Origin of the sequence: Streptococcus cristatus ATCC 51100 (assembly GCF_011612585.1) — a bacterium.
Lineage (GTDB): Bacteria > Bacillota > Bacilli > Lactobacillales > Streptococcaceae > Streptococcus > Streptococcus cristatus_H.
The window spans coordinates 689,051-714,105 of sequence record NZ_CP050133.1 but is presented as its reverse complement, the minus strand read 5'-3'; the positions used below and the strand labels follow the sequence as shown (position 1 = coordinate 714,105).

Annotated in this window: 24 protein-coding genes and 1 other annotated feature; of the genes, 5 read left to right on the top strand and 19 right to left on the bottom strand. The window is 44.1% G+C overall.

The features are described 5' to 3' along the window. Window positions 1-112 precede the first annotated feature (112 nt). A complete protein-coding gene (locus HBA50_RS03530; protein WP_045496587.1) occupies window positions 113-928 on the bottom strand; it encodes a hypothetical protein in 816 nt (271 codons plus the stop codon). 110 nt (window positions 929-1,038) lie between these two features. On the opposite strand from HBA50_RS03530, the gene HBA50_RS03525 reads away from it, so the two are divergent. Then, window positions 1,039-1,947, top strand: a complete 909-nt coding sequence (locus tag HBA50_RS03525; RefSeq protein ID WP_005589634.1) for a LysR family transcriptional regulator — start codon at window positions 1,039-1,041, stop codon at window positions 1,945-1,947. A gap of 110 nt (window positions 1,948-2,057) precedes the next feature. Here HBA50_RS03525 and cas6 read toward each other — a convergent pair whose 3' ends face one another. From cas6 to rpiA, 9 genes are all read right to left on the bottom strand, one after another. Beyond that, a complete protein-coding gene (gene cas6 / locus HBA50_RS03520) occupies window positions 2,058-2,792 on the bottom strand; it encodes a CRISPR-associated endoribonuclease Cas6 (RefSeq protein WP_045496584.1) in 735 nt (244 codons plus the stop codon). Window positions 2,793-4,104: 1,312 nt separating this feature from the next. Then, window positions 4,105-4,437 carry a CRISPR-associated endonuclease Cas2 gene (cas2, locus tag HBA50_RS03515; protein WP_045496582.1) on the bottom strand — a complete coding sequence of 111 codons (333 nt, stop codon included), beginning with the start codon at window positions 4,435-4,437 and terminating at the stop codon, window positions 4,105-4,107. Window positions 4,438-4,487: 50 nt separating this feature from the next. Continuing rightward, window positions 4,488-5,381 carry a CRISPR-associated endonuclease Cas1 gene (gene cas1 / locus HBA50_RS03510; RefSeq protein ID WP_243746239.1) on the bottom strand — a complete coding sequence of 298 codons (894 nt, stop codon included), beginning with the start codon at window positions 5,379-5,381 and terminating at the stop codon, window positions 4,488-4,490. 113 nt (window positions 5,382-5,494) lie between these two features. Then, on the bottom strand, window positions 5,495-6,226 hold the full coding sequence (locus HBA50_RS03505) for an NAD-dependent protein deacylase (protein WP_045496579.1): 732 nt from the start codon (window positions 6,224-6,226) through the stop codon (window positions 5,495-5,497). Next, window positions 6,219-6,995, bottom strand: a complete 777-nt coding sequence (locus tag HBA50_RS03500; RefSeq protein WP_045496576.1) for a Gbs1250 family HEPN protein — start codon at window positions 6,993-6,995, stop codon at window positions 6,219-6,221. The genes HBA50_RS03505 and HBA50_RS03500 overlap by 8 nt, the downstream gene beginning before the upstream one ends. A gap of 2 nt (window positions 6,996-6,997) precedes the next feature. Then, window positions 6,998-7,705 carry a purine-nucleoside phosphorylase gene (deoD, locus tag HBA50_RS03495; protein ID WP_045496572.1) on the bottom strand — a complete coding sequence of 236 codons (708 nt, stop codon included), beginning with the start codon at window positions 7,703-7,705 and terminating at the stop codon, window positions 6,998-7,000. A 158-nt stretch (window positions 7,706-7,863) separates the two neighbouring features. Then, the gene (locus tag HBA50_RS03490) at window positions 7,864-8,676 is read right to left on the bottom strand and encodes a purine-nucleoside phosphorylase (protein ID WP_045496569.1); all 813 of its coding nucleotides are present in this window, start codon (window positions 8,674-8,676) and stop codon (window positions 7,864-7,866) included. Between the two features lie 25 nt (window positions 8,677-8,701). Next, window positions 8,702-9,913 carry a phosphopentomutase gene (locus HBA50_RS03485; RefSeq protein WP_045496566.1) on the bottom strand — a complete coding sequence of 404 codons (1,212 nt, stop codon included), beginning with the start codon at window positions 9,911-9,913 and terminating at the stop codon, window positions 8,702-8,704. Window positions 9,914-9,926: 13 nt separating this feature from the next. Beyond that, window positions 9,927-10,604, bottom strand: coding sequence for a ribose-5-phosphate isomerase RpiA (rpiA, locus tag HBA50_RS03480; protein ID WP_045496563.1), 678 nt, complete (start codon window positions 10,602-10,604; stop codon window positions 9,927-9,929). A 229-nt stretch (window positions 10,605-10,833) separates the two neighbouring features. On the opposite strand from rpiA, the gene HBA50_RS03475 reads away from it, so the two are divergent. The 3 genes from HBA50_RS03475 to HBA50_RS03465 all read left to right on the top strand — a co-directional run bounded on the left by HBA50_RS03475 (window position 10,834) and on the right by HBA50_RS03465 (window position 13,228). Continuing rightward, window positions 10,834-11,448 (top strand): CD20-like domain-containing protein, encoded by a 615-nt coding sequence (locus tag HBA50_RS03475; RefSeq protein ID WP_052687620.1) that lies wholly within the window; start codon window positions 10,834-10,836, stop codon window positions 11,446-11,448. A 219-nt stretch (window positions 11,449-11,667) separates the two neighbouring features. Then, complete coding sequence (gene mnmE, locus HBA50_RS03470) at window positions 11,668-13,041, top strand: tRNA uridine-5-carboxymethylaminomethyl(34) synthesis GTPase MnmE (RefSeq protein WP_045496558.1); 1,374 nt, start codon at window positions 11,668-11,670, stop codon at window positions 13,039-13,041. Between the two features lies 1 nt (window position 13,042). Then, window positions 13,043-13,228 carry a hypothetical protein gene (locus tag HBA50_RS03465; RefSeq protein ID WP_045496555.1) on the top strand — a complete coding sequence of 62 codons (186 nt, stop codon included), beginning with the start codon at window positions 13,043-13,045 and terminating at the stop codon, window positions 13,226-13,228. 106 nt (window positions 13,229-13,334) lie between these two features. Here HBA50_RS03465 and HBA50_RS03460 read toward each other — a convergent pair whose 3' ends face one another. The 9 genes from HBA50_RS03460 to trpX form a co-directional block, all read right to left on the bottom strand. Further along, window positions 13,335-14,000 (bottom strand): ABC transporter ATP-binding protein, encoded by a 666-nt coding sequence (locus tag HBA50_RS03460; RefSeq protein WP_045496552.1) that lies wholly within the window; start codon window positions 13,998-14,000, stop codon window positions 13,335-13,337. After that, complete coding sequence (locus tag HBA50_RS03455; RefSeq protein ID WP_045496550.1) at window positions 14,001-15,062, bottom strand: ABC transporter permease; 1,062 nt, start codon at window positions 15,060-15,062, stop codon at window positions 14,001-14,003. 254 nt (window positions 15,063-15,316) lie between these two features. Beyond that, complete coding sequence (locus tag HBA50_RS03450; RefSeq protein WP_045496548.1) at window positions 15,317-15,748, bottom strand: SP_0198 family lipoprotein; 432 nt, start codon at window positions 15,746-15,748, stop codon at window positions 15,317-15,319. 185 nt (window positions 15,749-15,933) lie between these two features. Continuing rightward, complete coding sequence (locus HBA50_RS03445) at window positions 15,934-16,326, bottom strand: YbgA family protein (RefSeq protein ID WP_045496543.1); 393 nt, start codon at window positions 16,324-16,326, stop codon at window positions 15,934-15,936. A gap of 26 nt (window positions 16,327-16,352) precedes the next feature. Next, a complete protein-coding gene (locus HBA50_RS03440) occupies window positions 16,353-17,075 on the bottom strand; it encodes a hypothetical protein (protein ID WP_045496540.1) in 723 nt (240 codons plus the stop codon). 114 nt (window positions 17,076-17,189) lie between these two features. After that, the gene (pheT, locus tag HBA50_RS03435; RefSeq protein WP_045497682.1) at window positions 17,190-19,595 is read right to left on the bottom strand and encodes a phenylalanine--tRNA ligase subunit beta; all 2,406 of its coding nucleotides are present in this window, start codon (window positions 19,593-19,595) and stop codon (window positions 17,190-17,192) included. 141 nt (window positions 19,596-19,736) lie between these two features. Then, window positions 19,737-20,249 carry a GNAT family N-acetyltransferase gene (locus HBA50_RS03430; RefSeq protein ID WP_045496537.1) on the bottom strand — a complete coding sequence of 171 codons (513 nt, stop codon included), beginning with the start codon at window positions 20,247-20,249 and terminating at the stop codon, window positions 19,737-19,739. A 164-nt stretch (window positions 20,250-20,413) separates the two neighbouring features. Beyond that, window positions 20,414-21,460, bottom strand: coding sequence for a phenylalanine--tRNA ligase subunit alpha (gene pheS, locus HBA50_RS03425; protein ID WP_045496534.1), 1,047 nt, complete (start codon window positions 21,458-21,460; stop codon window positions 20,414-20,416). A gap of 312 nt (window positions 21,461-21,772) precedes the next feature. Continuing rightward, window positions 21,773-22,780, bottom strand: a complete 1,008-nt coding sequence (gene trpX / locus HBA50_RS03420; RefSeq protein ID WP_045496532.1) for a tryptophan ABC transporter substrate-binding protein — start codon at window positions 22,778-22,780, stop codon at window positions 21,773-21,775. Window positions 22,781-22,903: 123 nt separating this feature from the next. Then, window positions 22,904-23,137, bottom strand: a binding site (T-box leader). Between the two features lie 172 nt (window positions 23,138-23,309). On the opposite strand from trpX, the gene fbpA reads away from it, so the two are divergent. Next, window positions 23,310-24,959, top strand: a complete 1,650-nt coding sequence (gene fbpA / locus HBA50_RS03415; protein WP_045496530.1) for an Rqc2 family fibronectin-binding protein FbpA — start codon at window positions 23,310-23,312, stop codon at window positions 24,957-24,959. The last annotated feature ends 96 nt before the right edge of the window (window positions 24,960-25,055 follow it).

Sequence of the window (25,055 nt, the reverse complement as noted above, 5' to 3'; positions counted from 1 at the left end):
TCATGAATAGGTTAAGATTGCAAAATGTACTTCAGTCTGTTTATACAGAAGAAAGCCCAAATTCCCCGTCTTTTCTGCTTGCTTTGGTTACCTAAGGAGACCATCAGTCTCCCTATCTTTCTCTTCTATCGATATGACTAGTAACTGTCGTCAACCGAAAGACGCCATCTTCTTGACGATGAAAGATTAAATGAACCCATTCATTATTATATCTTTCATCTGATGTTAAGTATTTGAGTTCCAAGCCAATATGCTGACTATCTGCCACATCCAAGTGAGAAATAACCACTTCTGATTCTCTAGGTAGGCCAAATAATTGAATGATTTCATCGTAGGACATACCAAGATTGCCTGTGCTCTCGTCACGAACTTGTAAACCAGCAATGTCATCCTTTGTCCATAGATGGGGACTATCTCCCTGAGGCAACCTTGGATAGGCCTCATCAAGAATATTCGCGCTCTTTCCAATGAGATGATAACCTGATCCATCTTTTTCAAATGTCAACCTTAAACTACTATGATGGCCTTGAGTAATCTCACTTGTATAGTTTAATTCAATATTTTCATTGCTCTCAGTATAAAAAAAACTTGAAGCTTTGCCATGCTTTTCAAGGATTTGATCCAGAGAAGCTCCGTTTTGACCAGCAGTGGTATCCTTAATTTGCAGATTGATGATGTCATCAGTTGTCCATGTAAAACGATGGTTTCCTCTCTCTAAAACTTTCTCTTCTAGCCTAAGCTCCTCTGATGACTTTTGACGAACAGTTGAAGACACACTGCTTCGCCCAAGTCCCTCATAAGCTGATTTAAGCCCCCACATGATCATCACCTTCCCAAGTGGAATCATTAAGCAAATTGTCAAAAATACTATAAAAATAGTGATGGGTAGTCCTACCGAACGATTTTTATAGTCATCCTCTTTGGCCATATCGCCCTCCTTATTTCCTTCATTTTAGCATAGGAAACTTTAGCAGGCAAACATTTGCTAAACTTCTGATTTATCAGGAAAAAATCCCCAGTTTGTGATAAAATAGACCTATGAGAATTCAACAATTACACTACATTATCAAAATCGTCGAGACAGGCAGCATGAACGAGGCTGCCAAGCAACTTTTTATCACCCAGCCTAGCTTGTCCAACGCTGTGCGGGATTTGGAAAATGAAATGGGCATCGAGATTTTCATTCGCAATCCCAAAGGAATCACCTTGACCAAGGACGGCATGGAGTTCCTTTCCTATGCCCGCCAAGTGGTGGAGCAGACTCAGCTTCTAGAAGAGCGATACAAAAATCCTGTCGCCCACCGCGAGCTTTTTAGCGTCTCTGCCCAACACTATGCCTTTGTGGTCAATGCCTTTGTCTCCCTGCTCAAAAAAAGCGATATGGAGAAATACGAGCTCTTTCTACGGGAAACTCGGACTTGGGAAATCATTGATGATGTGAAGAACTTCCGCAGCGAGATCGGTGTCCTCTTCCTCAATAGTTACAACCGTGATGTCCTCTCTAAAATGCTGGATGATAGCCATCTGATTGCGACTCACCTCTTCACAGCTCAGCCCCATATCTTTGTCAGCAAGTCCAACCCGCTGGCCAAGAAAAAGCTGGTACAACTGTCAGACTTGGAAGATTTCCCTTATCTCAGCTATGACCAAGGTACTCACAACTCCTTCTACTTTTCTGAGGAAATTCTCTCTCAGGAGCACCATAAAAAATCTATCGTCGTCAGCGACCGTGCAACCCTATTTAATCTTTTGATCGGTCTGGACGGCTACACGATTGCGACCGGTATTCTCAACAGTAACCTCAACGGAGACAATATCGTCTCCATCCCTCTGGATATCGATGACCCAATCGAGCTGGTCTATATCCAGCACGAAAAAGCCAGCCTGTCCAAGATGGGCGAGCGCTTTATCGAGTACCTGATTGAGGAAGTACAGTTTGATAAATAAAGTAAAACACCTAGAAGCAGGCAGATTACTGCAGGATCTAGGTGTTTTTTCTGTTTTTGAAACTTGTTTTCCCTTCAGGTCTATCAGGTAGGGGAAAGGGTGAGGGTCAATCAACCTTTTCTTTCTTCAATTCTCATCCCTCCCATTCCTAGGCTACACTTTGTGCCGACTCCGGCATACTCACCGAATCTTAGGAGCATCTGTGCATAAGCTTTTAGTGTGGATGCTCCCTTTATCTGAATTGTCACCCTGCCTTCAAAGGCGGGGTATTTTCGTCCATGAATTGGAAAATAATGACTTTTTAGATGATAGCTGGTGATTTGGCTATGGTCTGCTAAAAACTGTAAGGTCTCCTCTTCGATTTCCGCTCTTCCTTCCACCAGTCGACTATATTTTTGCATCAAACTTTGAAAGATCAGACGCGTGTCTGGAAATAGCACAAACTGCCCCTGTCGCTTAAAGGTCGTTGGCGTATAAAAATGCACCCGTATCAGGTGGGAAGCATCATCATCTTGGTAAATATCCAGCAAGTTCTGCTGGGACAAGGAGTGGATTTCCACCTTTTTGACAAGGATTTCCTCAGCATAGCTCTCTAGCTTGATGGTTTCCAAGTTTAATAAGGGAGCTAGCATTTGCTGTTCCGCCTCTTCTGAAAGCAAATTGACAACCCACACCGACTCATCGTGCCTGGAGCTCAGATTCAGCGAGTAGGGATTGGTCTCCTGCTCATGTAGAAAGGTCGCAAAGTCTGGCGAAATCTGCGCCATCAAAAAGCCCTGAAGTTTACTGATCAATTCTTCGTCTTTTAGTCTTGTTTTTGATAAATGTAACTCTACTTTCTTCACACGGTCTCCTCTCTATACTGCAAAAGCGCCCGAAAAAGGCAAAAGAATCTTTCACCGATTTCATGGCGCCCTTTAGAACGATTATTATTTACTCAGCTTATTATATCAAGTTTTGAAAGCGTTGTCAATTTTTTTGAAGCGTTTAAAAAAGCTTAAGCAGTCAAGATCCTTCTTTCTTGGCAAAGCAAGAAGCTGAGGGAAAGTAAAAAAGCCCCCATCTACTCTGTCCCCTCTCGAGGTTTAGGAGGGGGCTAACAAAATCGGTAAACCAATGACCGATTACCAAAATGAGTTTCCGTCCCCTCGCGAGGGTTTGGGGGATCTAACAGCATGCAGACTATCGACAAGCAAAATCAGCAAATCCGTTTCCGTTCCCTCTCGAGGATATGGAGGGTTCTAACTCTTACTACAATGATACTCACTCTAGAGCAGTTGAGTTTCCGTCCCCTCGCGAGGATTAGGGGGGTTCTAACAAAGCGCCCTGTCATCATCAATGGTCGTCGTCAATTTGTTTCCGTCCCCTCGCGAGGATTAGTGGGTTCTAACCGATAAGGAATTTCACTTTAGCATTACAAAGATGATTGTTTCCGTCCCCTCGCGAGGTTTAGGGGGGTCTAACCTGACTGTGGATGCTATCAATGTCCGCCGTGCTCCGTTTCCGTACCCTCGCGAGGATTAGGGGGGTCTAACGTTTGAAATGGTATCTGTGCGAGACTATACGTTTCGTTTCCGTCCCCTCTCGAGGATTAGGGGGTTCTAACGATGGCAGCAATCATCAAGATTAACAGGCTTAATGAGTTTCCGTCCCCTCTCGAGGATTAGGGGGTTCTAACCAATTACATGGCCATCGGTCAAACTGACGAGGCTGGGTTTCCGTCCCCTCGCGAGGATTAGTGGGTTCTAACCGATAAGGAATTTCACTTTAGCATTACAAAGATGATTGTTTCCGTCCCCTCGCGAGGTTTAGGGGGGGGCTAACCAAAGCGAAAGCGGCTGGATTGACGGTAGAACAGGAAGTTTCCGTCCCCTCTCGAGGTTTAGGGGGGGTCTAACGCCATATCTTGTACAGATGCGCAGAAGCCCCACCACTACATCTTGTGTCCCCTAAAAACTAGTTAAACCCTAACCTCATTATACCATGCCTAGCCCAGAAATCAAAGCTTAAAAGAACAAAATATCGTCTATCAACTCCGCGCCATCATAGAGAGTGGGACAGAAATCGGTAATTCGTTAGAATTCGATTTCGTCGTCCCACCTCCGCACAGTTGAGTAGGGCTGTAAAAGCTGATGAAATCAGCGTAGTAGAGCCCACTCAACCACTGCGTCTTGCTCGACAATCCAAAGACAATTGAGAGGCTAGGACTTTTGTCCCAGCCTCCTCTTCCTTGTGCCCCAGATAGATAATGATATTGTCCCCTTCTTCTGCCTGATAAAAGGCCCTCAGCTCCCTCACAAGGCAGTCAAAGTCCAGCTTATCAAGAGCCAGCTCAAAGCAGGAACGCTGAACCCTCACACCATAGCCTTCTAAAAGCTTTGATAGCTTCAGGCGTCGCTTATGGCTCACGATATCATAAATGACCAGACAAAATTTCGTTTTCTTTCTGGCAAACTCTTTTTCATCATCATCAAGATTAAAGAAGACCATCTTTCCCTCCTTCCGTATAGCTCGACACATACTCAGCTGGATCCAAGGCTTCAAAGCTCCGGATCAAGGATTTGCTGATCAGCCGCGTATAGAAAAGTGTAGCGGTTTTTATCCAGCTCGACATAGTGATGAATCTCAAAGATCCTCTCCCTCATAGCCCGAGAAAAGATTTCGATCCCTTCAGGCGTCAAAAAGATACCATCTTCCTTCTCAATGAAATGCTCTTCAAGAATCTCCTGACGATTGATCAGCCCCAGCACCGTATCATCCACGATCACTGGCCGCCATTCCTCCATCAAATCACTCGCCAAGACAGCATGATGGTCATGTGGCTGATGCATCACTCCAAAGCCCAAGCTCAGACCATTCTTGCGAATCAAGCCCATAAAGCAAGAATAAAGAATAGAGTAGCCAAAGTTTAGCAGGGTATTAAACTTGTCCAGAGCTGGCCTCCGACTCCGACCAGAAAAATGAAAACCATCAATGACCAGTAAGTTCAAGAGGTAAAAGTAAGATTTAGCCAGTCTTCCTTCGATTCCCATAATTTCCGCTATGCTTCTCGCTTGCTCGAGATTCACCAGCGCATCTCCAAAGCGTTTGAAATCCTCCTGGTCCAGCAGGTCATTTTCATCAAAAGCTTGGAGCAGATTGAGCTGATTTCCGATCTTGGCCGCAGCGATTTTCCGAGCGATGCCCAAGCAAAAGTCCGAGTCAAAAGAAGCCCGAGCCTGACTGCGCTGCTTTTCAAAATCTTCCTTCCTAAAAGAATCAAAGGAAAATAGAAACTCGCCCTTGCTCGAGAAATAGAACACAAAAATGTCCCTATTAGCCCAGGCTTTCAGTAGCTGAGTAGACAGCTGAGCATTACCAAAGACCAAGATATTATCAATCAGATTAAAAGAAATTTCTTTCAAAAGAATCTGCTCCTCGTTTCTCACAAGCACACGCTGCTCCCTCACCGACAAGCTACAAGACGAATTTTGAATATATAAATCAGCCATAAAAATCCTATTTTTATTTTCTAACCAAACATTTCTAGCAAAAAACATTTTTAGTTTTACTGCCTCAACTGCGCAAACACTTCCCCAATCTTGCCTTCGATGACGAGGTCAGCTTGCTTGTCCTGTGGAATACTGGTCTTGTTGATAACGACCAGATGCTTGCCAGCAAAGTACTGGATGAGACTGGCTGCGGGATAGACCACCAAGGAGGTGCCCCCGATGATCAGCAAGTCGGCTTGATGAATGGCCTGCGCAGCTTGCTGGAAAGTCTCCATATCCAAAGACTCTTCATAGAGGGTCACATCGGGCTTGATCACGCCGCCGCAGTCAGGACAGTAGGGCACCGTCCCAGACAGAGCTAGAAATGCCTCCAAATCGTAAAATCGCTGACAGTTTAGACAGAAATTTCTATCCGCACTGCCGTGCAACTTGAGGACATTTTTTGAACCAGCCATTTCGTGCAGGCTGTCAATATTTTGCGTCACTACAGTCTTGAGCTTGCCGGTCTTCTCCAGATGAGCCAGATAGGCGTGAGCCGCATTGGGCTTGGCATCTGGATAGAGCAGGTATTTCTTGTAAAAGTCGAAAAACTCCTGCGGATAGCGCTCAAACATGGTATGCGAAACTAGCTGCTCTGCTGTAAAATGCCGACCTAACTTGACACTATAAATCCCATCCGAACTACGAAAGTCAGGGATATTGGACTCGGTCGAGACACCCGCCCCACCGAAAAAGACGATATGCTGACTTTGGTCAATCATGTCTTGCAACTGCTGTATTTTATCCATTTTCCTCTCCTGTCAATAAAGCTTTAACCAAGCGATTTGCCTCATCAAAATAAAACTGTTCCCGATCGTAGACAATCCCTGTAAAGCGCGCCAAATCCACCAAAATCTCCATAAAATGCTGGGAGGAAAAACCAGTTGTCCGATATAATTCTGCCTCATCAAAGGGCTTAATCAGATGAGCCAGCGGATTTCGGACTGACTTCTCCAACTCCCGCAGCTGTCTGACCTCTTCCTTGACAGACTCCGGCAGATCCAAATGCAAAATTAGCTCTGTCAGACTGGATGAATTGACCGTGCTCTCTGCATGAAAATCATGCAAGGCAGCATAATCCGACTCCCGCATCCGTTCAAACTTCCAGCGGTCATAGCTGGCTTTACGAGAATTATGGATAAAGTGCTCAATATCAGGAATTTCCAGCTTGATCAAGCGCATGAAAATCCGATAAATCGCTGGGCTGACCGCCCGAACGAAGTCAATAATCTGCTCATTGCGCAGCTTGGCTTCCAAATCGTAGAGATAGTTGGCCAGCTGCTCATCAGCCAAATCGGTATGACAAAAAAGCTGAAAACCGCTTTGCGTCTGCAAGGCAGTCTTCAACTCTTCATCCATGGCTGGCAGAATATTGAGCTCTCTTCGCTCTGCCAGAATATGCAACAATTTTGTCAAAACTGGTGAGCCGCTCATCAACTGTTGCGCCAGCTTATAGGCATAAGCATAGTCGTAACGGGAAATCGCAAAGAGAATTTCCTCTTTTAAATCTAAATTCATGCTTAATCAATCAGGGTTTCCAAACCAACCTTCATCATATCAGTGAAGGTATTTTGACGTTCCTCTGCTGTCGTATCTTCGTCAGGATTGACCAAACTATCAGAAATGGTCATGATAGCCAGAGCATCTACTTGGTGCTGAGCAGCCAGATAGTAAAGGGCTGCTGCTTCCATTTCAACAGCTTTGACGCCCCATTTGCCCAGCTCGATATTTTTTTCAAAATAGTTCGAATAAAAGACATCTGACGACAAAACATTTCCGACATGGGTTGTCATGCCCAAGTCTTTGGCAATATGATAAGCCTTGTCCAGCAAATCAAAGCTGGCAATCTGCGGAAAATCATAATGAGGCCAGTCATTGCGGATAATGTTTGAGTTGGTCGCAGCCGCTTGAGCTAGAACCAATTCACGAACATGAACATCTGCATTGAGCGAACCAGCCGTTCCCACACGAATCAGCTTTTTCACACCGTAGTCAACAATCAGCTCACGCGCATAGATGGAAATAGACGGCATTCCCATGCCCGTTCCCATGACAGAAACCCGCTGACCCTTGTAAGTACCAGTGTAGCCAAACATGTTCCGCACTTCGTTAAAACAAACAGCATCTTCAAGGAAATTCTCCGCAATAAACTTAGCACGAAGCGGATCGCCTGGCAAGAGAATTTTATCAGCAATCTCACCTTGTTTAGCAGCAATATGGATAGACATAATTTATGATACAAAGAGCGACAAGAAAACGACTGAAAATTAGGAATCTGACGAGAAATCAGGATTTCTCAGTCAGATTATCTATTTTCCAAGTTTTCCGCTCGTGTTCAAATCTGAACACTTCACTCTACCTTTCCTTCGTTTAATATTTTATTTTCTTACAATTCAGCAAGAATGGCTTTAAGTAGTCGTTTGAAATCACCTTTGACACGCTCTGTTACTTCAACCACTTCCTCATGGTTGAGTTCTTCTTGGAAGCCGGCAGCATGATTGGTAATGCATGAAATTCCGAGGACTTTCAAGCCTGAGTGGGCAGCCACGATGACTTCTGGAACAGTAGACATGCCAACTGCATCTGCTCCGAGTGTCTTATAAGCACGGATTTCTGCTGGCGTTTCGTAAGTTGGACCGGTAACACCGATATAGACACCATCATCCAGCTTAATGCCAAGCTTATCAGCGACTTGATGAGCAGTTACACGGTATTCTGGAGTGTAAGATTTAGACATATCAGGGAAACGTGGGCCAAATTCATCCAAGTTTTCACCGATCAAAGGATTTTGACCCGTCATGTTGATATGGTCTGAAATAGCCATCAAAGTACCAGGACCATATCCAATACCACCGGCAGCATTTGTCACAATAACACCTGTCGCACCAAGAGCCTTCATCACGCGCACCGGGAAAGTAACAACTTCGAGAGGATTTCCTTCGTAGAAATGGAAACGACCTTGCAGTGCCAAGACTTTACGCCCTGCCAAATCTCCATAGACTAATTTACCAGCGTGGCCAACGACAGTTGAGCGGCCCCAGTTTGGAATATCCGCATAGTCAAGACTAACGGCATTTTCGATTTCAGAAGCCAATTCTCCCAAACCAGATCCCAGGATCAAGCCGAATTCAGGTTCTGTCATCCCTTTTTCTTTCAAGAAGGCGGCCGTTGCTTTGATTTTCTCAGATAATGTTGCCATAAAATATTTTCCTCACTCTCTATGCTTATACCAATTTGTCCAAGAAGCTTTCACCAATCATGGCCTTATCCACACCGAAGTTGTCAGCGATGGTTGCTGAAATGTCCGCAAAATGTCCGACAGGCAAGTGACCATTCCCCTTGAGGGATTTACCAAAGACCAAGAGCGGAATGTACTCACGAGTGTGATCTGTTCCGGCATAGGTCGGGTCATTACCATGGTCAGCGGTAATCATGAGCAAATCATCTTCACGCATGTTTTCAATGATTTCTGGCAAGCGAGCGTCAAACTCCTGCAGACAATCACGATAGCCATGCGGATTACGACGGTGACCATAAAGAGCATCGAAGTCCACTAAGTTGGTAAATGAGAAGCCGTACTTGAAGTCCTCAGACTGGATAGCCTTGACTAGATTGTCCACTCCATGATTATTGGATTGGTTGTGACCCATGTCGTGGTTGATACCTGCACCGTTGAAGATATCGTTAATCTTACCAACAGAATAGGTATCAATACCTGCTTCATTGAGTTTGTCCAAAACAGTTGGCTCAAATGGAGAGACTGCATAGTCATGGCGATTGGGTGTACGAGTGAAGTTGCCTGGCTCACCTACATAAGGGCGAGCGATGATCCGTCCTAGAAGCGCAGGGCGTTCCAAGGTAATAGAGCGGGCGAATTCACAGATACGATAGAGCTCGTCTAAAGGAATCACTTCTTCGTGGGCCGCAATTTGAAGAACTGGATCTGCAGAAGTATAGATAATCAATTCGCCAGTTTCCATCTGACGAGGCCCGAAGTCGTCAATAACTGCCGTGCCAGAATAAGGTTTGTTCGCCTCACGAATAACTTTGCGACCAGAAAATTCTTCAATTTTAGTCAAGATTTCCTCTGGGAAGCCGTTCCAGAAAGTATCAAAAGGCTCAGTAATATTCAGCCCCATGATTTCCCAGTGGCCTGTCATGGTATCTTTACCTAAAGAAACTTCTTCTAATTTAGTATAGTAACCACTTGGATTTTCCTCAGCTGGTACAGTTTTCAAGGCTTGCTCACGCTCAATATTGCCCAGACCCAGCTTAGCCATATTTGGCACGTCTAGACCGACTGCTTTGGAAATATGTCCCAGCGTATCGGAAGCTCCATCTGGCACCCCTGCATTAACAAAATTGTTAGCATCTGGTGCTGCCCCAATGCCGACCGAGTCCATAACGACTAAGTGAATACGATTAAATTTTGACATAAAAACCTCTTTTCTAGTTGTCTGTTTCTAAAATGTTCACGCCACCTTGTCCTGCGACGATCACCTTGTTGACCATTTTGGTGAAAAGGCCGTGCTCAACAACGCCCACGATATGATCTAATTCTCGGCCAAATTCGACTGGATTTTCGATTACACCTAGATCTAGATCAATAATGAAGTTCTGCATATCCGTGATAAAACGTTGGCCATTTTTTTCACGGAAACTTGGCTTGTAGCCTGCCTCAGCAAAGCGACGGAAAACTTGCTCTGCACCATATTGCACTACTTCGACTGGCAGCTTGAAAGCACCTAGCTTTTGAACCAATTTGCTTTCATCAACCACCCAGATGTAGTCCTTGGTAGGGGTCGCGACAACTTTCTCCATCAGCAGGGCTCCGCCTCCGCCTTTGATGCCGTTGAACTGAGGATCCACTTCATCGGCTCCATCAACGGTCACATCGACCTGATCCACTTCATCAATGGATTTCAGCGGAATGCCCAAGCCTTCTGCTTGCTTGCTAGTCACGCTAGAGGTGGTGACTGCAGTAATCTGCAAGCCTTCCTCTTTGATACGTCGACCAATTTCCTCGACAAAATAGTAAGCAGTCGAACCTGTTCCCAGACCGACCACCATCCCGTCTTCGACAAATTCAGCAGCCTTGATGCCTGCTAGTTTCTTTAGAGTTTCCATAGCACCTCCTCAAATCAACTGTGTTTAGTATATCACAATTCTTTGAAATTTGAAAGTGTTTTCAGCTCTTTAAACGGTTCTTCACGTTTTAACAGTGCTCCATTTCACGAAAATCTCCTTAAAATCTTGCTCCTAGTTCTATTTTACGCTACAATGAAGATAGGCAAATTACTAAAAGAAATACATATTTCAAGTAGTAAGCTATAGAAAATCTGAGGAGGTTGTTATGATGCAGCAAGAAAATAAAGTTTTAGGTATTTTAGCCATTGTCTTTGGAGCAATCGCTTTACTTGGCTCCTGGATACCAATCATCAATTATCTATCTTTTTTTATCGGTACTATTGCTCTTATCCTTGCTATTATCGGTCTCATTATTAACCAAAAGAAACCGAAAACTTTGGCCATTATTGGCTCTGTCATTTCCTTTTTCTCCTTAATTATAGCACTGGTCACTCTATCATTCTATTCCCGTATGTTCAATGAAATGGGAAAAAGGTTTGATACTCTTTCGAGCACTTATCGTTCCTATATTGATTCGTCAGAAAGAGAAGAAGAAAAGGAAAAAGAAGAAAGTACGACGTTTACATGGACAAAAGCAGAATTTGATGCACTCAAAGAGGGTGATATTTTGAAAAGAGGTGCAGGCGGAACAAAATACGACGACGTCATTCGCGACCACGGCAAACCAACTGACGAAACCACTTCCACTGTCAGCGGCTCTGAATTAAAAACAATCACCTACTTACCAGGAGGAAGCAAATATCAAGCCGTCATCCTAACTTTTTCAAAAAATGAAGACGGTTCTTTCCTACTGACTAGCAAGATAGGAACAGGTTTAGAATAACATAAATTTCCTACCCGACAGCTATTTATCTTCTACCAATATTGGAAAGAACTCTAGCCATCAATCGCATTTTACTGAGACACAAGGATTTAACTACCACTTTCCTATTATACCTATTAATTGATGCAAAGCAATGACAAAATGATGCACAAATCTCAAAAACTTTTTGGATGAATTTGAGACAGATGTTTGCAAAATAGATTTTCAGAAAGGATATACATGATAACACGAGAATTTGATACAATCGCTGCGATTTCGACCCCTCTTGGGGAAGGAGCCATCGGTATCGTCAGACTAAGCGGGACTGACAGCTTTGCTATTGCCCAAAAAATCTTTAGAGGTAAGGATTTAAGTAAAGTGGCCAGCCACACACTCAACTACGGCCATATCGTTGACCCTCAAAATCAGGAGATTCTGGATGAGGTCATGGTCGGGGCCATGCGCTCTCCCAAGACTTTCACACGCGAGGATATCATCGAGATCAACACCCACGGCGGGATTGCAGTGACCAATGAAATCCTGCAACTGGCTATCCGCGAGGGGGCTAGACTGGCAGAACCTGGCGAATTTACCAAGCGAGCCTTTCTTAACGGGCGCGTGGATTTGACTCAGGCTGAGGCTGTCATGGACATCATCCGAGCCAAGACAGATAAAGCTATGAACAATGCTGTCAAACAGCTGGACGGCTCTCTCTCCGACCTTATCAATAGCACCCGCCAGGAAATCCTCAACACACTGGCTCAGGTCGAGGTCAACATCGACTATCCTGAGTACGACGATGTTGAGGAAGCAACGACAGAAATCATTCGTGAAAAAACACTTGAATTCGAGCAACTTCTGACCCATCTCCTCAAAACTGCTCGACGCGGCAAGATTCTTCGCGAAGGGATTTCGACTGCTATCATCGGTCGACCTAATGTCGGCAAATCCAGCCTGCTCAACAATCTTCTGCGCGAGGACAAGGCTATTGTGACCGATATTGAGGGGACAACTCGTGATGTGATCGAGGAGTATGTCAATATTAACGGCGTACCGCTCAAGCTTATTGATACCGCAGGGATTCGGGAAACGGATGATCTTGTGGAGCAGATTGGCGTTGAGCGCTCTAAAAAAGCCTTACAGGAAGCTGATTTGGTTCTCTTGGTTCTCAATGCCAGCGAACCTCTGACTGACCAAGACAAACAATTACTTGAAATCAGCCAAGACAGCAATCGCATCGTCCTACTGAACAAGACTGATCTTGAAGAAAAGATTGAGCTAGACCAGCTGCCGACTGATGCAATCAAGATATCCGTTCTTCACAATCAAAATATTGATAAAATCGAGGATCGCATCAATCAGCTCTTCTTTGAGAATGCTGGAATTGTCGAGCAAGACGCCACCTATCTGTCCAATGCCCGTCACATCTCTCTCATCGAAAAGGCTGTCGAAAGCCTGCAAGCCGTCAATCAGGGACTGGAACTAGGCATGCCTGTGGATCTCCTCCAAGTCGATCTGACCCGCACTTGGGAAATCCTTGGCGAAATCACTGGTGATGCTGCTCCAGACGAGCTCATCACCCAGCTCTTCAGCCAATTCTGCCTAGGAAAATAATATGGGAATCACAGAGTTTATCAAATCAAAAAATCTGGGCGAATACTTAGAAAGTCGAAAGAATGGACAAGTCAGAGAGCGCCTCAAAGAACGCAGCTGGTTGGAGGTTCTCCTCCACAAGGCCCGCACTACCAAAATAAATCCTGAAAATCACCAAAAAATGAAGAAAACGAAACACGGTTCTTGAAAAATAGAACCGTGTTTATTTGTCTATTCAATCCAGCTAAAGATTTGCCTGATCATGAATCGTGGCACTCTCCTTGTCCCAAACTATTTTTTGATTGGCTACATCTTCATCGGACTTGAGTCAGCACTCCGTCTTGCATTTCATAGACCTTGTCAACCTCGTCCAGTAGGCGAGTATCATGGGTAATCATGACCACGCTCTTGTTGAATTTTTGAGTCACTTCTTTGAGCAGATGGACCACGCGCTTGGCCCGCTCCGTATCCAGACTAGCTGTCGGCTCATCAGCCAAGATAATATCAGGGCTGTTGTAAAGCGCTCTAGCGATAGCAGCCCTCTGCCTTTCCCCGCCAGACAATTCTTTGGGATACTGTTTGAGCGTGTCTTTTAGATCTAGCAGCTCAATCAAACTGTCCAGATCTGTCCTTTCTTTTTTAGACAAACGATCAATTAGCTGAAACTGGTCTTCTATTTTCAAAAAAGGAATGAGATTGGAAGCCTGCAAAATAAATCCAAAATCATTGAAACGTAGAGCAGCCCGTTCCTTTTCCTTGAGCTGGGAGGTATCTTTCCCATGCAGGAGAATCTGTCCTTTTGAGGGAGTTTGCAAATGCCCTAGCAAGGTCAGAAAAGTTGTTTTACCCGACCCTGATGGCCCAATAATAGCTACAAACTGCCCAGCTTCCAGTTGGAAATCAGTTGGCTTCAAGGCTTGGACCAGCGTATGCCCTTGACCATATTCTTTTGTAACCCCTTTTAGTTCTATAATTGGCATTTACTCACCTCCAATCGCTGTGATAGGGTCAATTTTCAGAACCCTATGAATGGACAAGAGCCCGCCAGCAAGTGACATGAAAACAATCAGGACAATCAAGCCAGCATAAGCTCGCCAGTCACTGTAAAAAGGCATAGAAGCCGGCAAGACTAGCTGGGTTCCCAAAAGAGCCAAGACAGCTAAGCTGATTCCCAGAGTGGATAGGATGAGAATCTGCCAGAAAATAGAAGCAATAATCTTCCCACTGGCAATCCCTTGGGCACGCATAATACCGTAAAGTTGGATCTTCTGAATGGTGATAATGTACATGAAAATCCCCAATACTAAAAAGGTAATCAGAACCATGGCCCCAATCATAAAGGAAAAAGTCAGAACCTGAGGCTGATAACCAGGGATATTTTCTATAAAATCACTCATAGAAAGCTGACTGAGCCCTGTTTCTTCAATTTTTTGACTATCTTTGACCACAAGTGCGCTGATATTCTTAACCTGACTAGAGCCGTACTTTAATTCCCTGAAATCATCTAGATCCATAAAAATTACAGGTTGCGTAAAGAAGGTATTATCCTCTGTGAAACCAACAACCTGATAGAGGCGCTCACTGCCATTGAGCTGAAGCTGATCGCCTAGTTTTAGACCTTTTTGCTGCAGGCGCTTATCCGCAATGACTTCATAAGCGGTTTCAGCAGGACGTCCCTCAATAATATCAGGCGCTAGAAAACTATCCCAGGAAAGACCAAAAACCTGAGCATTGAGTTTATCAGTCCCATCTTCATAATTGGCCACTGCTGACGTTTGTCCCAAAGCCGCAATTGAGTCCCCTTGAAGCAGGCGGCTGTATTCCTCTTCCTTGAGAGTCGAAGCTATTAGATTCTTATTGGCGTACTCCGACAAGACGATCGACTCAGCATGCCATTGGTCCAGAGCCAAGCGATTGAGCCTAGCCAAACCGACAGAAAGACTGGATAAAAAGAAAACCATATAGGTAATGAGAAAGACCACAGCAACCACTAAACGATAGCGTCCACGGCTGTAGATAATCTCTTTAAAAGCTAAAAACAAAGCTGTCCTCCTTTAAGATATTAAAGATCATTATATCATAAAGAATCAAGCTAGAAAAACATATGAGACTAATGGTAACTAGATTCACACGAAAATCACTAAGTCGTATAGCGATTCCCTAAGTAAGAAACTTTCCTTGAAAGAAATTCATAAAATAAAAAGAAACAAGGGCTTCAGTTCATATACCGAAACCGTTCTTGTTTCTTTTTCTTTACGCTTCGCACACTCTTTTTCTGAGCAGATTGAGAAACGCTTTACTGCTTGGTAAAGGTCAGAGTGTCTGGATCATCATCTAGTTCGTCCACAATCAGCTGATTGCCATTTTGTCGGTAACTTTTGACATCGTCACCGACAATTAGTCTTTGGTTCGCTGCATCTACCTGTACCTGCTTGATTTCCTTACTACCATCGACCTCGGTCTCAGTCCAAGTACCAGTCCTACCATTGATTTCGAGGACATGTTGGTCTCCATCATGGTCGGTTGCTTGGTAGCGTCCGTTTATATTGCTGGTCTGACCTGCATTGGATGAAGAAGCCTGTTCTTGCGCAGGCTGTGATGTTTGGCTTTGGGTATTTTGTGATGAGTTAGCATTTCCTCCCTGATTAGCATTGCCTGAGCAAGCAGTCAATAGAACTGCGACTGTCAATGATAAGATTCCAGTAAAGGCTTTTTTCGAAATAGTCATAGTGTTTTCTCCTTTTTCTACATTTGTAGTTTATAATTATATTCTACAATTGTCTGTTTTGTTTGTCAATCATATAGCATTTTTTTATCTAAAAATAAAAAATTCCCCAGCCTTATTAAACTGGAGATATACAATCTATTGCTTCTTTTAGAGGATCAAAGCTAGTCATCCTTGATGGCCGAGCCTTATGCCTTATCACCAAATATCAAGGTTGACTGTTGCAGATAGGGATTGGGGTACTTTTGAAGCAAATCTTTCACAGCTTCTACCAAAACCTCCTGCTCCACCTGACCTACTTGGTATCGCTCTAAAAGAAGCATAAAATTTTCTTTTTCAGCTGGGCTGGCTTTTTTCTTAAAATAGCCCCAAACATGCTGAAAGGCATTGCAGACCTGACCTCGGTTTTCAGGCAGGGCTACCGCCTGATCAATCAAGTCTTGGACATGTGCTGCTTCCACCGAGTCGCTTTTCAGATATTGGCGGATTTCCAGATAGATCTTACTGGAATGACTGAGCACCTGATATTTATTTCTAGCCCAAAGAGTCTGACATTGGGATATTTGGTTTGAATTTTCCATGATTAATATTCCTACAATCTTTCCTTTTATTCCGGAAAAATCCATTCGATATGCGGAGCTCGTTTACTGATTTCTTTATAAATGGTATTGAAATCAGCATCAACAAGATCATTCAAGTCAATCTCTTCCAGTGTTTTTCCTTCTTCGTCTTTAAAATAAAGTATGCGATAAGTTGATCTCGAATTTTTAGAATAAGCACGTCTAATTTCATACTCAATTTGCTTAATATTTGTTAAATTAATGTGATTTATATCTTGGAAAACAGAGGGTTTAACATCAATCTTATCATCAGAAATAGTAAAAGCTGCAGGCTCATGAGCTTTCTTATAAGCCGAAACACCTAAAATAGTAACTATAATACCTGCACCAATCAGAATTGGACCCACATATTCATTATTTTGATTGAGAATTTCTTGCTCAGATTCCTTTTCTCTTTGGATAGAAGCTTGTTCAGACTCTAATTGTTTATTATAGGTCTCTACAAAAGCTTGCAGTCTTTTTTGCTCTTCTTCTGGTGTTTCATTCTCAGGTGCAAAATCCGAATTAACCAAGGTTTTGGCTTTTTCAATAGTCATCGGGCTTTCATTCAACTTTGCATCTTTTCGTTCAGACTCTAGCTGTTCTAAGCGATCACTGTGGTTCCCACCACTACTATTTGGTGATTGCATTACCCCAATGAATATGAAGGTTCCAATAATAACAATAATAATAGCTACAATTTCAGCTGCATAACTTCTTTTATATCCCATTAAAATATTCTTTCTGTAAAATCTTTATTGGGACTAGAATACCATAAATCAAGACTTTTATAAAGCTCTTTTATAGTCAAAAGCAGCCCAAAGGACTGCTTCTCTTTGTATATACTAGCGCACTTCTGCTCCAACATTTTCTTCCAAGGATTTTTCAATTTTTTCCATGTATTTAGCCACTTCATCATCAGTCAGGCTGTCTTCTGGATTTTGGAAGGTCAGAGTGTAGGCCATAGACTTGAGGCCAACACCTAATTTTTCACCAGAGAAGATATCGAAGAGCTTGATATCCGTCAAACGTTTCACTCCGGCAGCTTGAATCGCTTCAACAACCTGTCTGTGGCTGATCTCTGCTTTGAGCAACAAGGCCACATCGCGAGTAACAGCTGGGAATTTGGTGATCTCTGTAAAAGGCTGTTCTGGCTCAAGGCTCGCCTCAATAGCCGTCAGATTGAGCTCCGCCACATAGGTTTCTGGGATGTCATAAGCCTTGGCCGTCACTGGATGAACCTGCCCAACATAGCCCACTGGTTGACCTTTGATCGAAATCAGCGCTGTCCGACCTGGGTGCAGACTCTTAAGCTGGTCAGTTGCTTGATAATCAGCTTCTAATCCTAGGCGGTCAAAGAGCGCTTCAACCACACCCTTAGCGTAGAAGAAGTCCACAGGAGTCGCTGGCGTTTGGAAATCCTTTTCACTTACCAAGCCAGTTAGGGCAAAGGCAAAGCTATTGATTTCGTTAGGCAGTTCTTCCTTCGGATTGCCTGTTTGTTCAAAGATTTTCCCAATTTCATACAGGGCTAAATCCTTATTTTTACGAGCAACATTGTAGCTGACAGTATCCAACATGCCTGAGAGCATATTTTGGCGGAGAACACTGCGCTCCCTTGTCATAGGCCACATAAGCTCCGTTAGATTTGTAGGATTAAGCGTAAATTCGACAGCTTTTTCTGGCGTAGTCAAGGCATAGGAAATAATCTCGGTCAGCCCTGCTCCTTCAGCCACCGTCCGAACCTTGCGACGTAGCTTCTGAGTGGTCGTCAATTCGCCAGCCGTTCCAGCATCTTGAGGTAGGGAAACTGGCAAGCGGTCGTAGCCATAAATACGAGCAATTTCCTCGTAAAGATCTGCTGGAATACTGATATCCCAGCGACGAGCAGGCACGCTGACTGTGAAGGAGTCCGCAGATCCGCTAAGACCAAAACCTAGACGACGGAAAATATCTTCAATATCCGCATAAGTCAAATCTGTTCCCAAAACTCGGTTAACATCAGAAAGGCTAGTCGAAACCTGCTTGTCAGTCGTATCTAACTGTCCTGCTTGGACAATACCAGCATGAACAGTTGCACCTGCCAAGTCTGCAATCATGCTTGCCGCAGCATCCAAAGCTTCATTAACAGTTGCCAGGTTGATCCCTTTTTCAAAGCGAGAAGATGATTCCGAGCGCAAGTTAAGTCTCCCGCTTGTCTTACGAATTGACTTGCCATCAAAGACAGCCGCTTCTAGAACGACACGAGTCGACTTGTCAGAGATTTCGGTTGCCGCTCCGCCCATGACACCAGCAAGTGCCACTGGCTTATCCGCCACAGTAATGACTAAATCTCCGACTTCCAGCTCACGCTCTTCGCCGTCCAGCGTCACTAATTTCTCACCAGCACGCGCTTCTCGGACAACAATCTGGTCACCCTCAAATGTGTCCAAATCAAAGGCATGCATGGGCTGACCAAAGTAGAGCAAGATGTAGTTAGTCACGTCCACTACATTGTTAATCGGACGGATTCCTTCGTTCATGAGGAGATTTTGCAGCCACTGAGGACTCGGAGCAATAGTCACATTGTCCAAAATGCGAGCTGCATAAAACGGTGCTTTTTCGCTCTCAATGGCAACAGACAAGCTAGCCGCAGCCTCTTTATCCCATTCAGTCAAAGGAAATTCTTTGAAATGAACAGGCTTATCGTAGATAGCTGCTACTTCGTGCGCTACCCCACGCATAGACAAAGCGTCAGCCCGGTTTGGCGTGATAGAAAGCTCGATAATCTCATCGTCCAGGTCTAGATAAGTGAATACCTCATCTCCTGGTACAGCACTATCTGGCAAAATTTGAATGCCATCCGCAAATTCCTTTGGCACAACAGAATCTGAAATTCCCAGCTCACCAAGAGAGCAGATCATGCCCAACGACTCTAGCCCACGGATTTTTCCTTTTTTAATCTTATAATTATCCGCAATGCGAGCGCCTGGTACAGCCACCATGACCTTGATTCCAGCGCGGACATTCGGTGCGCCACAGACAATCTGGCGAGGCTCTCCTTCACCGACATTGACCTGACAGAGGTGCAAGTGGGTTTCAGGTACATCCTCGCAGCTCAGAACTTCGCCGACAACAATTTTCGAAAGACCTTCAGCTGGCGAGCTGACTCCTTCTACTTCAATACCAGTTGTGGACATTTTCTCTGCCAGCTCGGCGCTCGTCACATCCAAATCAACCAGTTCTTTTAACCATTTATAACTAACTAACATATTTATGATTTTACAACCGACCAAAACTAACTTTGATTTCATAGACAAAGCCAGTCCGTTCTATCTTCGGTCGTATTTGATTCCTCTCTATAAATTTCTGTTTTCACTAAAAGCCCAATAAACAGCGATGTTATCGTCTTTTTAGTTTAATTTCTTCCTTAAAAGCCAGTCAATATCGACTGTGTCACCAGTGATATATTCATGCTGGCTAAACCTTTCAAAGCCATATTTAAAGTAAAAATTCTGAGCCTTGAAATTTCTTTCCCAAACGCCCAGCCAAGCCCAGCTAAAACCACGTTTTTGGGCTTCTTCTAGGGCAAATTCAAACATTTCCTTGCCCAAGCCGAGACCCTGATGGGAGGCAAGCACATAAATCCGTTGAATTTCAAAGGAATCTTCCAACTCCTGCTCTGTCTGAGCCTGACCCCAGTTACACTTGAGAAAACCAGCGATTTTTTCTTCCTTGTCCAGTACAAAATAATGCTCAGACTCAGGATTTGCCAACTCCAACTCCAGCCTTTCACGCGCCAGCTCATGGGCAAAATAATGCTCCAAGTCTTCCTGCTTAATGAAAGGGCCAAAAGTTTCTTGGTAGGTCTGCACTTCCAACTCCCGCAACATATCCAGATCCTCTGGCCGAACTCTAACTAACATAGGGCATTCCTTTCCCAGAAGCAGCTGTGAGCGATATTCCCAGCTAAAATCGTCTTATAGGCAACTAAACTAACGAGCATCTTTGCTACGCATTTCAAGTCTGCAAACATTGCTAATCAGACCTATCGCAATAGGCTTACTTAAAGTCCTATTCCACTGCCTTCTTACTTAAACTGCTGTGAAAAACGTACATCGCCTTGGTAGAAGCCACGGATATCGTTGATACCATAGCGAAGCATGGCCACCCGCTCTTGACCGAGACCAAAAGCAAAGCCAGAATATTTCTCTGAATCGATGCCACTCATTTCCAAGACACTTGGGTGCACCATTCCAGCTCCCATGATTTCGATCCAGCCAGTCTTCTTGCAGACATTACAGCCGGCACCACCACACTTAAAGCAAGATACGTCCACTTCGACAGATGGCTCTGTGAATGGGAAGTAAGATGGACGCAGACGAATCTTACGATCTGCACCAAACATTTTTTGAATAATCAGCTGCAAGGTTCCTTGCAAATCAGCCATAGAGATATTTTCCCCTACGACCAGACCTTCAATCTGGTGAAACTGGTGAGAGTGAGTCGCATCGTCTGTATCGCGACGGAAAACACGTCCTGGAGAGATCATCTTGAGTGGCCCTTGGCTAAAGTCATGGGCATCCATCGCACGAGCTTGGACAGGAGATGTGTGAGTACGCAAGAGGATCTCTTCTGTGATGTAGAAGGTATCCTGCATATCCCGCGCAGGGTGGTCTTTAGGCAGGTTCATCCGCTCAAAGTTGTAGTAGTCTGACTCAACCTCGAAACCATCCACAACCTGATAGCCCATACCGATAAAGATATCTTCAATTTCTTCACTTGTTTGGGTCAAAATATGGCGATTTCCAGCTGGAATCTTACGACCTGGCAGGGTTACATCCAAGGCGTCATTGGCCAGCTGGGCTGCGACTTTCTGCTCTTCCAAGATTTGAGCAGCTTCTTCAAAGGCTGCATTCAGCACATCTCGTGCTTCATTGACGTACTTCCCGATAATAGGGCGCATCTCAGCAGAAACATCCTTCATCCCTTTGAGAATCTCAGTCAGACTTCCTTTTTTCCCTAGGACAGATACTTTCAGCTCCTGCATGTCCTTAGCATTTTCCAGAGTAATGGTCTGCAATTGTGCTAAAGTTTCCTCACGCAGACTCTGCAATCGTTCTTCAATTGTTGACATAGTTCCTCCAAAATAAAAACCACGGTCTCACTCACACCGAAGCGGAGCGTTGACACGCGGTACCATCCGTTTTTTATCTGGCAAGCCAGACCTTAATTACCAACCCCAAAGCAAGTGAATTCGCCTAGCTTTCATCTAGAGAGCTCTCAGTCGCTGGCTCCCTTCCCTGTTAAACTTCCCCTAGGTTACTGGTCTTGCGGATTGCTATTCAATTATAATTCATTCTAACAGATTTCTAAACATTTCGCAAGCTCAGTTATAGAATTTACAAGAAGAAAAGGAAGTCCGTTGAGCAACAGACTTCCTTTCTTTCTATTTAATCACTTGTCCTGCTTCTTTGAGAGTATCTTCTGGTACAGTGATACCGAGTTCTTTGGCATTTTTAGTATTGATAACAGATTTACCTTTATCAAAAATATCTACTGCAGTATCAGCAGGCTTGGCACCTTTAAGGACTTTAGCAGCCATTTTACCTGTCGCAACACCGAGGTCATACTGGTCTACAACGACAGAGGCAAGACCGCCTTCTTCTACCATGGCTGTCGCACTTGGATAAATCGGTTTCTTAGCTTCTTTATTGCTGGACACAACTGTCGCAAATGCTGACGCAATGGTATTGTCAATTGGAATCCAGATAGCATCAACCTTACCAGTCATGACATTCATGGTTGATGCAATTTCATTGGTTGAAGGAACAGAATATTCCTCTACCTTGAAGCCTGCCTCTTCAGCCAATTTTTTGAACTCTTCTACCTGAGCTTTGGAGTTGTCTTCACTGCTAGAATATAGGGCACCGATTGTTTTCACATTTGGCGTCAATTTTTTAATCAACTCTAGTTGTTGCTTAGCTGGATTGTGGTCAGAAACACCAGTGATGTTGCCACCTGGCTTGTCCAGATTTTTCACTAGGTTTGCTCCGACTGGATCTGTGATAGCTCCCATGACGATAGGCTTGTCCTTAGTAGCCGCAGCTAGTCCTTGCGCAGATGGAGTAGCAATCCCAATCAGCACATCATTGTCATTGGACACCAGCTGCTTACTCATAGTAGAAACCTTGCTCTGATCTCCTTCAGCATTCATAAAGTCAATCTTGATCTTGTCGCCCTTGTATCCTTCCTCAGCTAGACCATCTTGAATTCCCTTGTAAATCAAATCAAGCGAAGGGTGGCTGACATATTGCAAGACACCAACCTTGACTGTCTTACTATCGTCGCCAGTCTTAGATCCGTTGCTCTTTCCGCTCAAGCTGGAATAAGCCATTCCACCGATTACCAAAATAGCCAAGAGGCCCAAAATAGTCATTAAACGTTTATTTTTCATATTTTTCTCCATTTCTTTATTTCATTTTTTCTATTCAATCCCTAGGGACGCCATCGTTTAAACATAGGCAATTCTCCTTGTTTTTTTATAATAAGCAACAAAAAAACTCACACAGGTATTCTGTGTGAGGGCGTAAATCGCGGTGCCACCTCAATTATGGAAAATAGCTAATATTCCCCATATCTCTGTCTTGTCATCAAACAAGCTGCACTGTAAGGTGTGCCTACCGAATTCTTATTGTTTCAAATTCATATTTATCCATTAGCCCAATTCGTAAAGATTTGTTGCTCATTTCCACCAACCACAAGCTCGCTAAAAACAAATGCATCTACTACTTTTCTAATTTCCTATATTGTAAATTTTTCCTGAAAAGATGTCAAGACCTTTTTGAAAATTTTTATAAAATGTTCGGTTTTTGTTTATATCGATAATCATTGACAAAAAATAAATTTCTTTTTGATGAGACTTTAGGAGCTTTTAGCTTGGTTTTTTGTTATAATCTTCTTTAGCAAGTTTCAAGGAGAAAAGCATGTCTTTCGACGGATTTTTTTTACACCACATGACAGAGGAGCTGCGCCGCGAACTGCTGGGTGGCCGCATTCAAAAGATTAATCAACCTTTTGAACAGGAGCTGGTCTTGCAGATTCGCAGCAATCGAAAAAGTCACAAATTGCTCCTGTCAGCCCACTCGGTCTTTGGACGCGTCCAACTGACAGATACTACGTTTGAAAATCCTGCTGTTCCCAATACCTTTATCATGGTCATGCGCAAATACCTGCAGGGCGCTGTTATTGAAGCGATCCAGCAAGTGGAGAATGACCGGATTTTGGAAATCAGCGTCTCCAATAAGAACGAAATCGGAGATAGCGTGGCTGTGACTCTGGTCATCGAAATCATGGGCAAGCACAGCAATATCATTCTCTTGGACAAGGCTAGTGGCAAGATTATTGAAGCCATCAAACATGTCGGATTTTCGCAAAATAGCTATCGAACGATCCTCCCAGGCTCAACCCATGTCGCACCGCCTCAAACAGGTAGTCTCAATCCTTTCACTGTGGGTGATGAAAAGCTCTTTGAAATCTTACATACTGAAGACTTAGAGCCCAAACGCCTGCAGCAGATTTTTCAGGGCTTGGGTCGGGATACGGCTACTGAACTCAGTGGTCGTCTGACCGCTGACAAGCTCAAAACTTTCCGAGCCTTCTTTGCCAGTCCGACTCAGCCAAGCCTGACCGAAAAATCCTTCTCTGCTCTGCTATTTTCTGACAGCAAGACCCAAATGTCCACGTTATCCGAGCTTTTAGACACTTTCTATAAGGACAAGGCTGAGCGCGATCGGGTCAACCAGCAGGCCAGCGAACTCATCCGCAGGGTAGAAAATGAGTTGGAAAAGAACCGGAAAAAGTTGGGCAAGCAAGAGGAAGAGCTCCTAGCAACGGAGAATGCAGAAGAATTCCGCCAAAAAGGGGAACTCTTGACCACCTTTCTCCATCAGGTGCCCAACGATCAGGATCAGGTGGAACTGGATAATTACTACACAGGTGAGAAGATTATCATTGCACTTGACAAGGCCCTGACCCCAAACCAAAATGCCCAGCGCTATTTTAAACGCTACCAGAAGCTCAAGGAAGCCGTCAAACATCTGACCAGTTTGATTGAGGAGACTCGGGCTACGATTCTCTATCTAGAGAGCGTGGAAACCGCCCTTGCTCAGGCCAGCCTAACTGAAATTGCGGAAATCCGAGAGGAACTAATCCAGACCGGCTTTATCCGACGACGCCAAAGAGAGAAAATCCAGAAAAGGCAGAAACCAGAGAAATATTTGGCAACTGACGGTCAAACCATTATACTCGTCGGCCGCAACAACCTCCAAAATGACGAACTGACTTTTAAGATGGCTAAGAAGGACGAGCTTTGGTTCCACGCCAAGGATATTCCGGGTAGCCATGTGGTCATCACCGGTAATCTTCAGCCCAGCGATGAAGTCAAGACAGATGCTGCCGAGCTAGCAGCCTACTTCTCCAAGGCTAGACTCTCTAATCTGGTCCAAGTGGACATGATTGAAGTCAGAAAACTCAACAAACCAACCGGTGGCAAGCCAGGATTTGTCACCTATACAGGCCAGAAAACCCTGCGCGTCACACCAGATGAAGAAAAGATTAGAAGCATGAAAATGTAAACTAATCTGTTTCTAAAATATGGATTTGGCGGATATTGAAAAACAAAAGAGGAGCCAAGACTCCTCAAACTTACTAAATTTAAAATTCTAGTTATC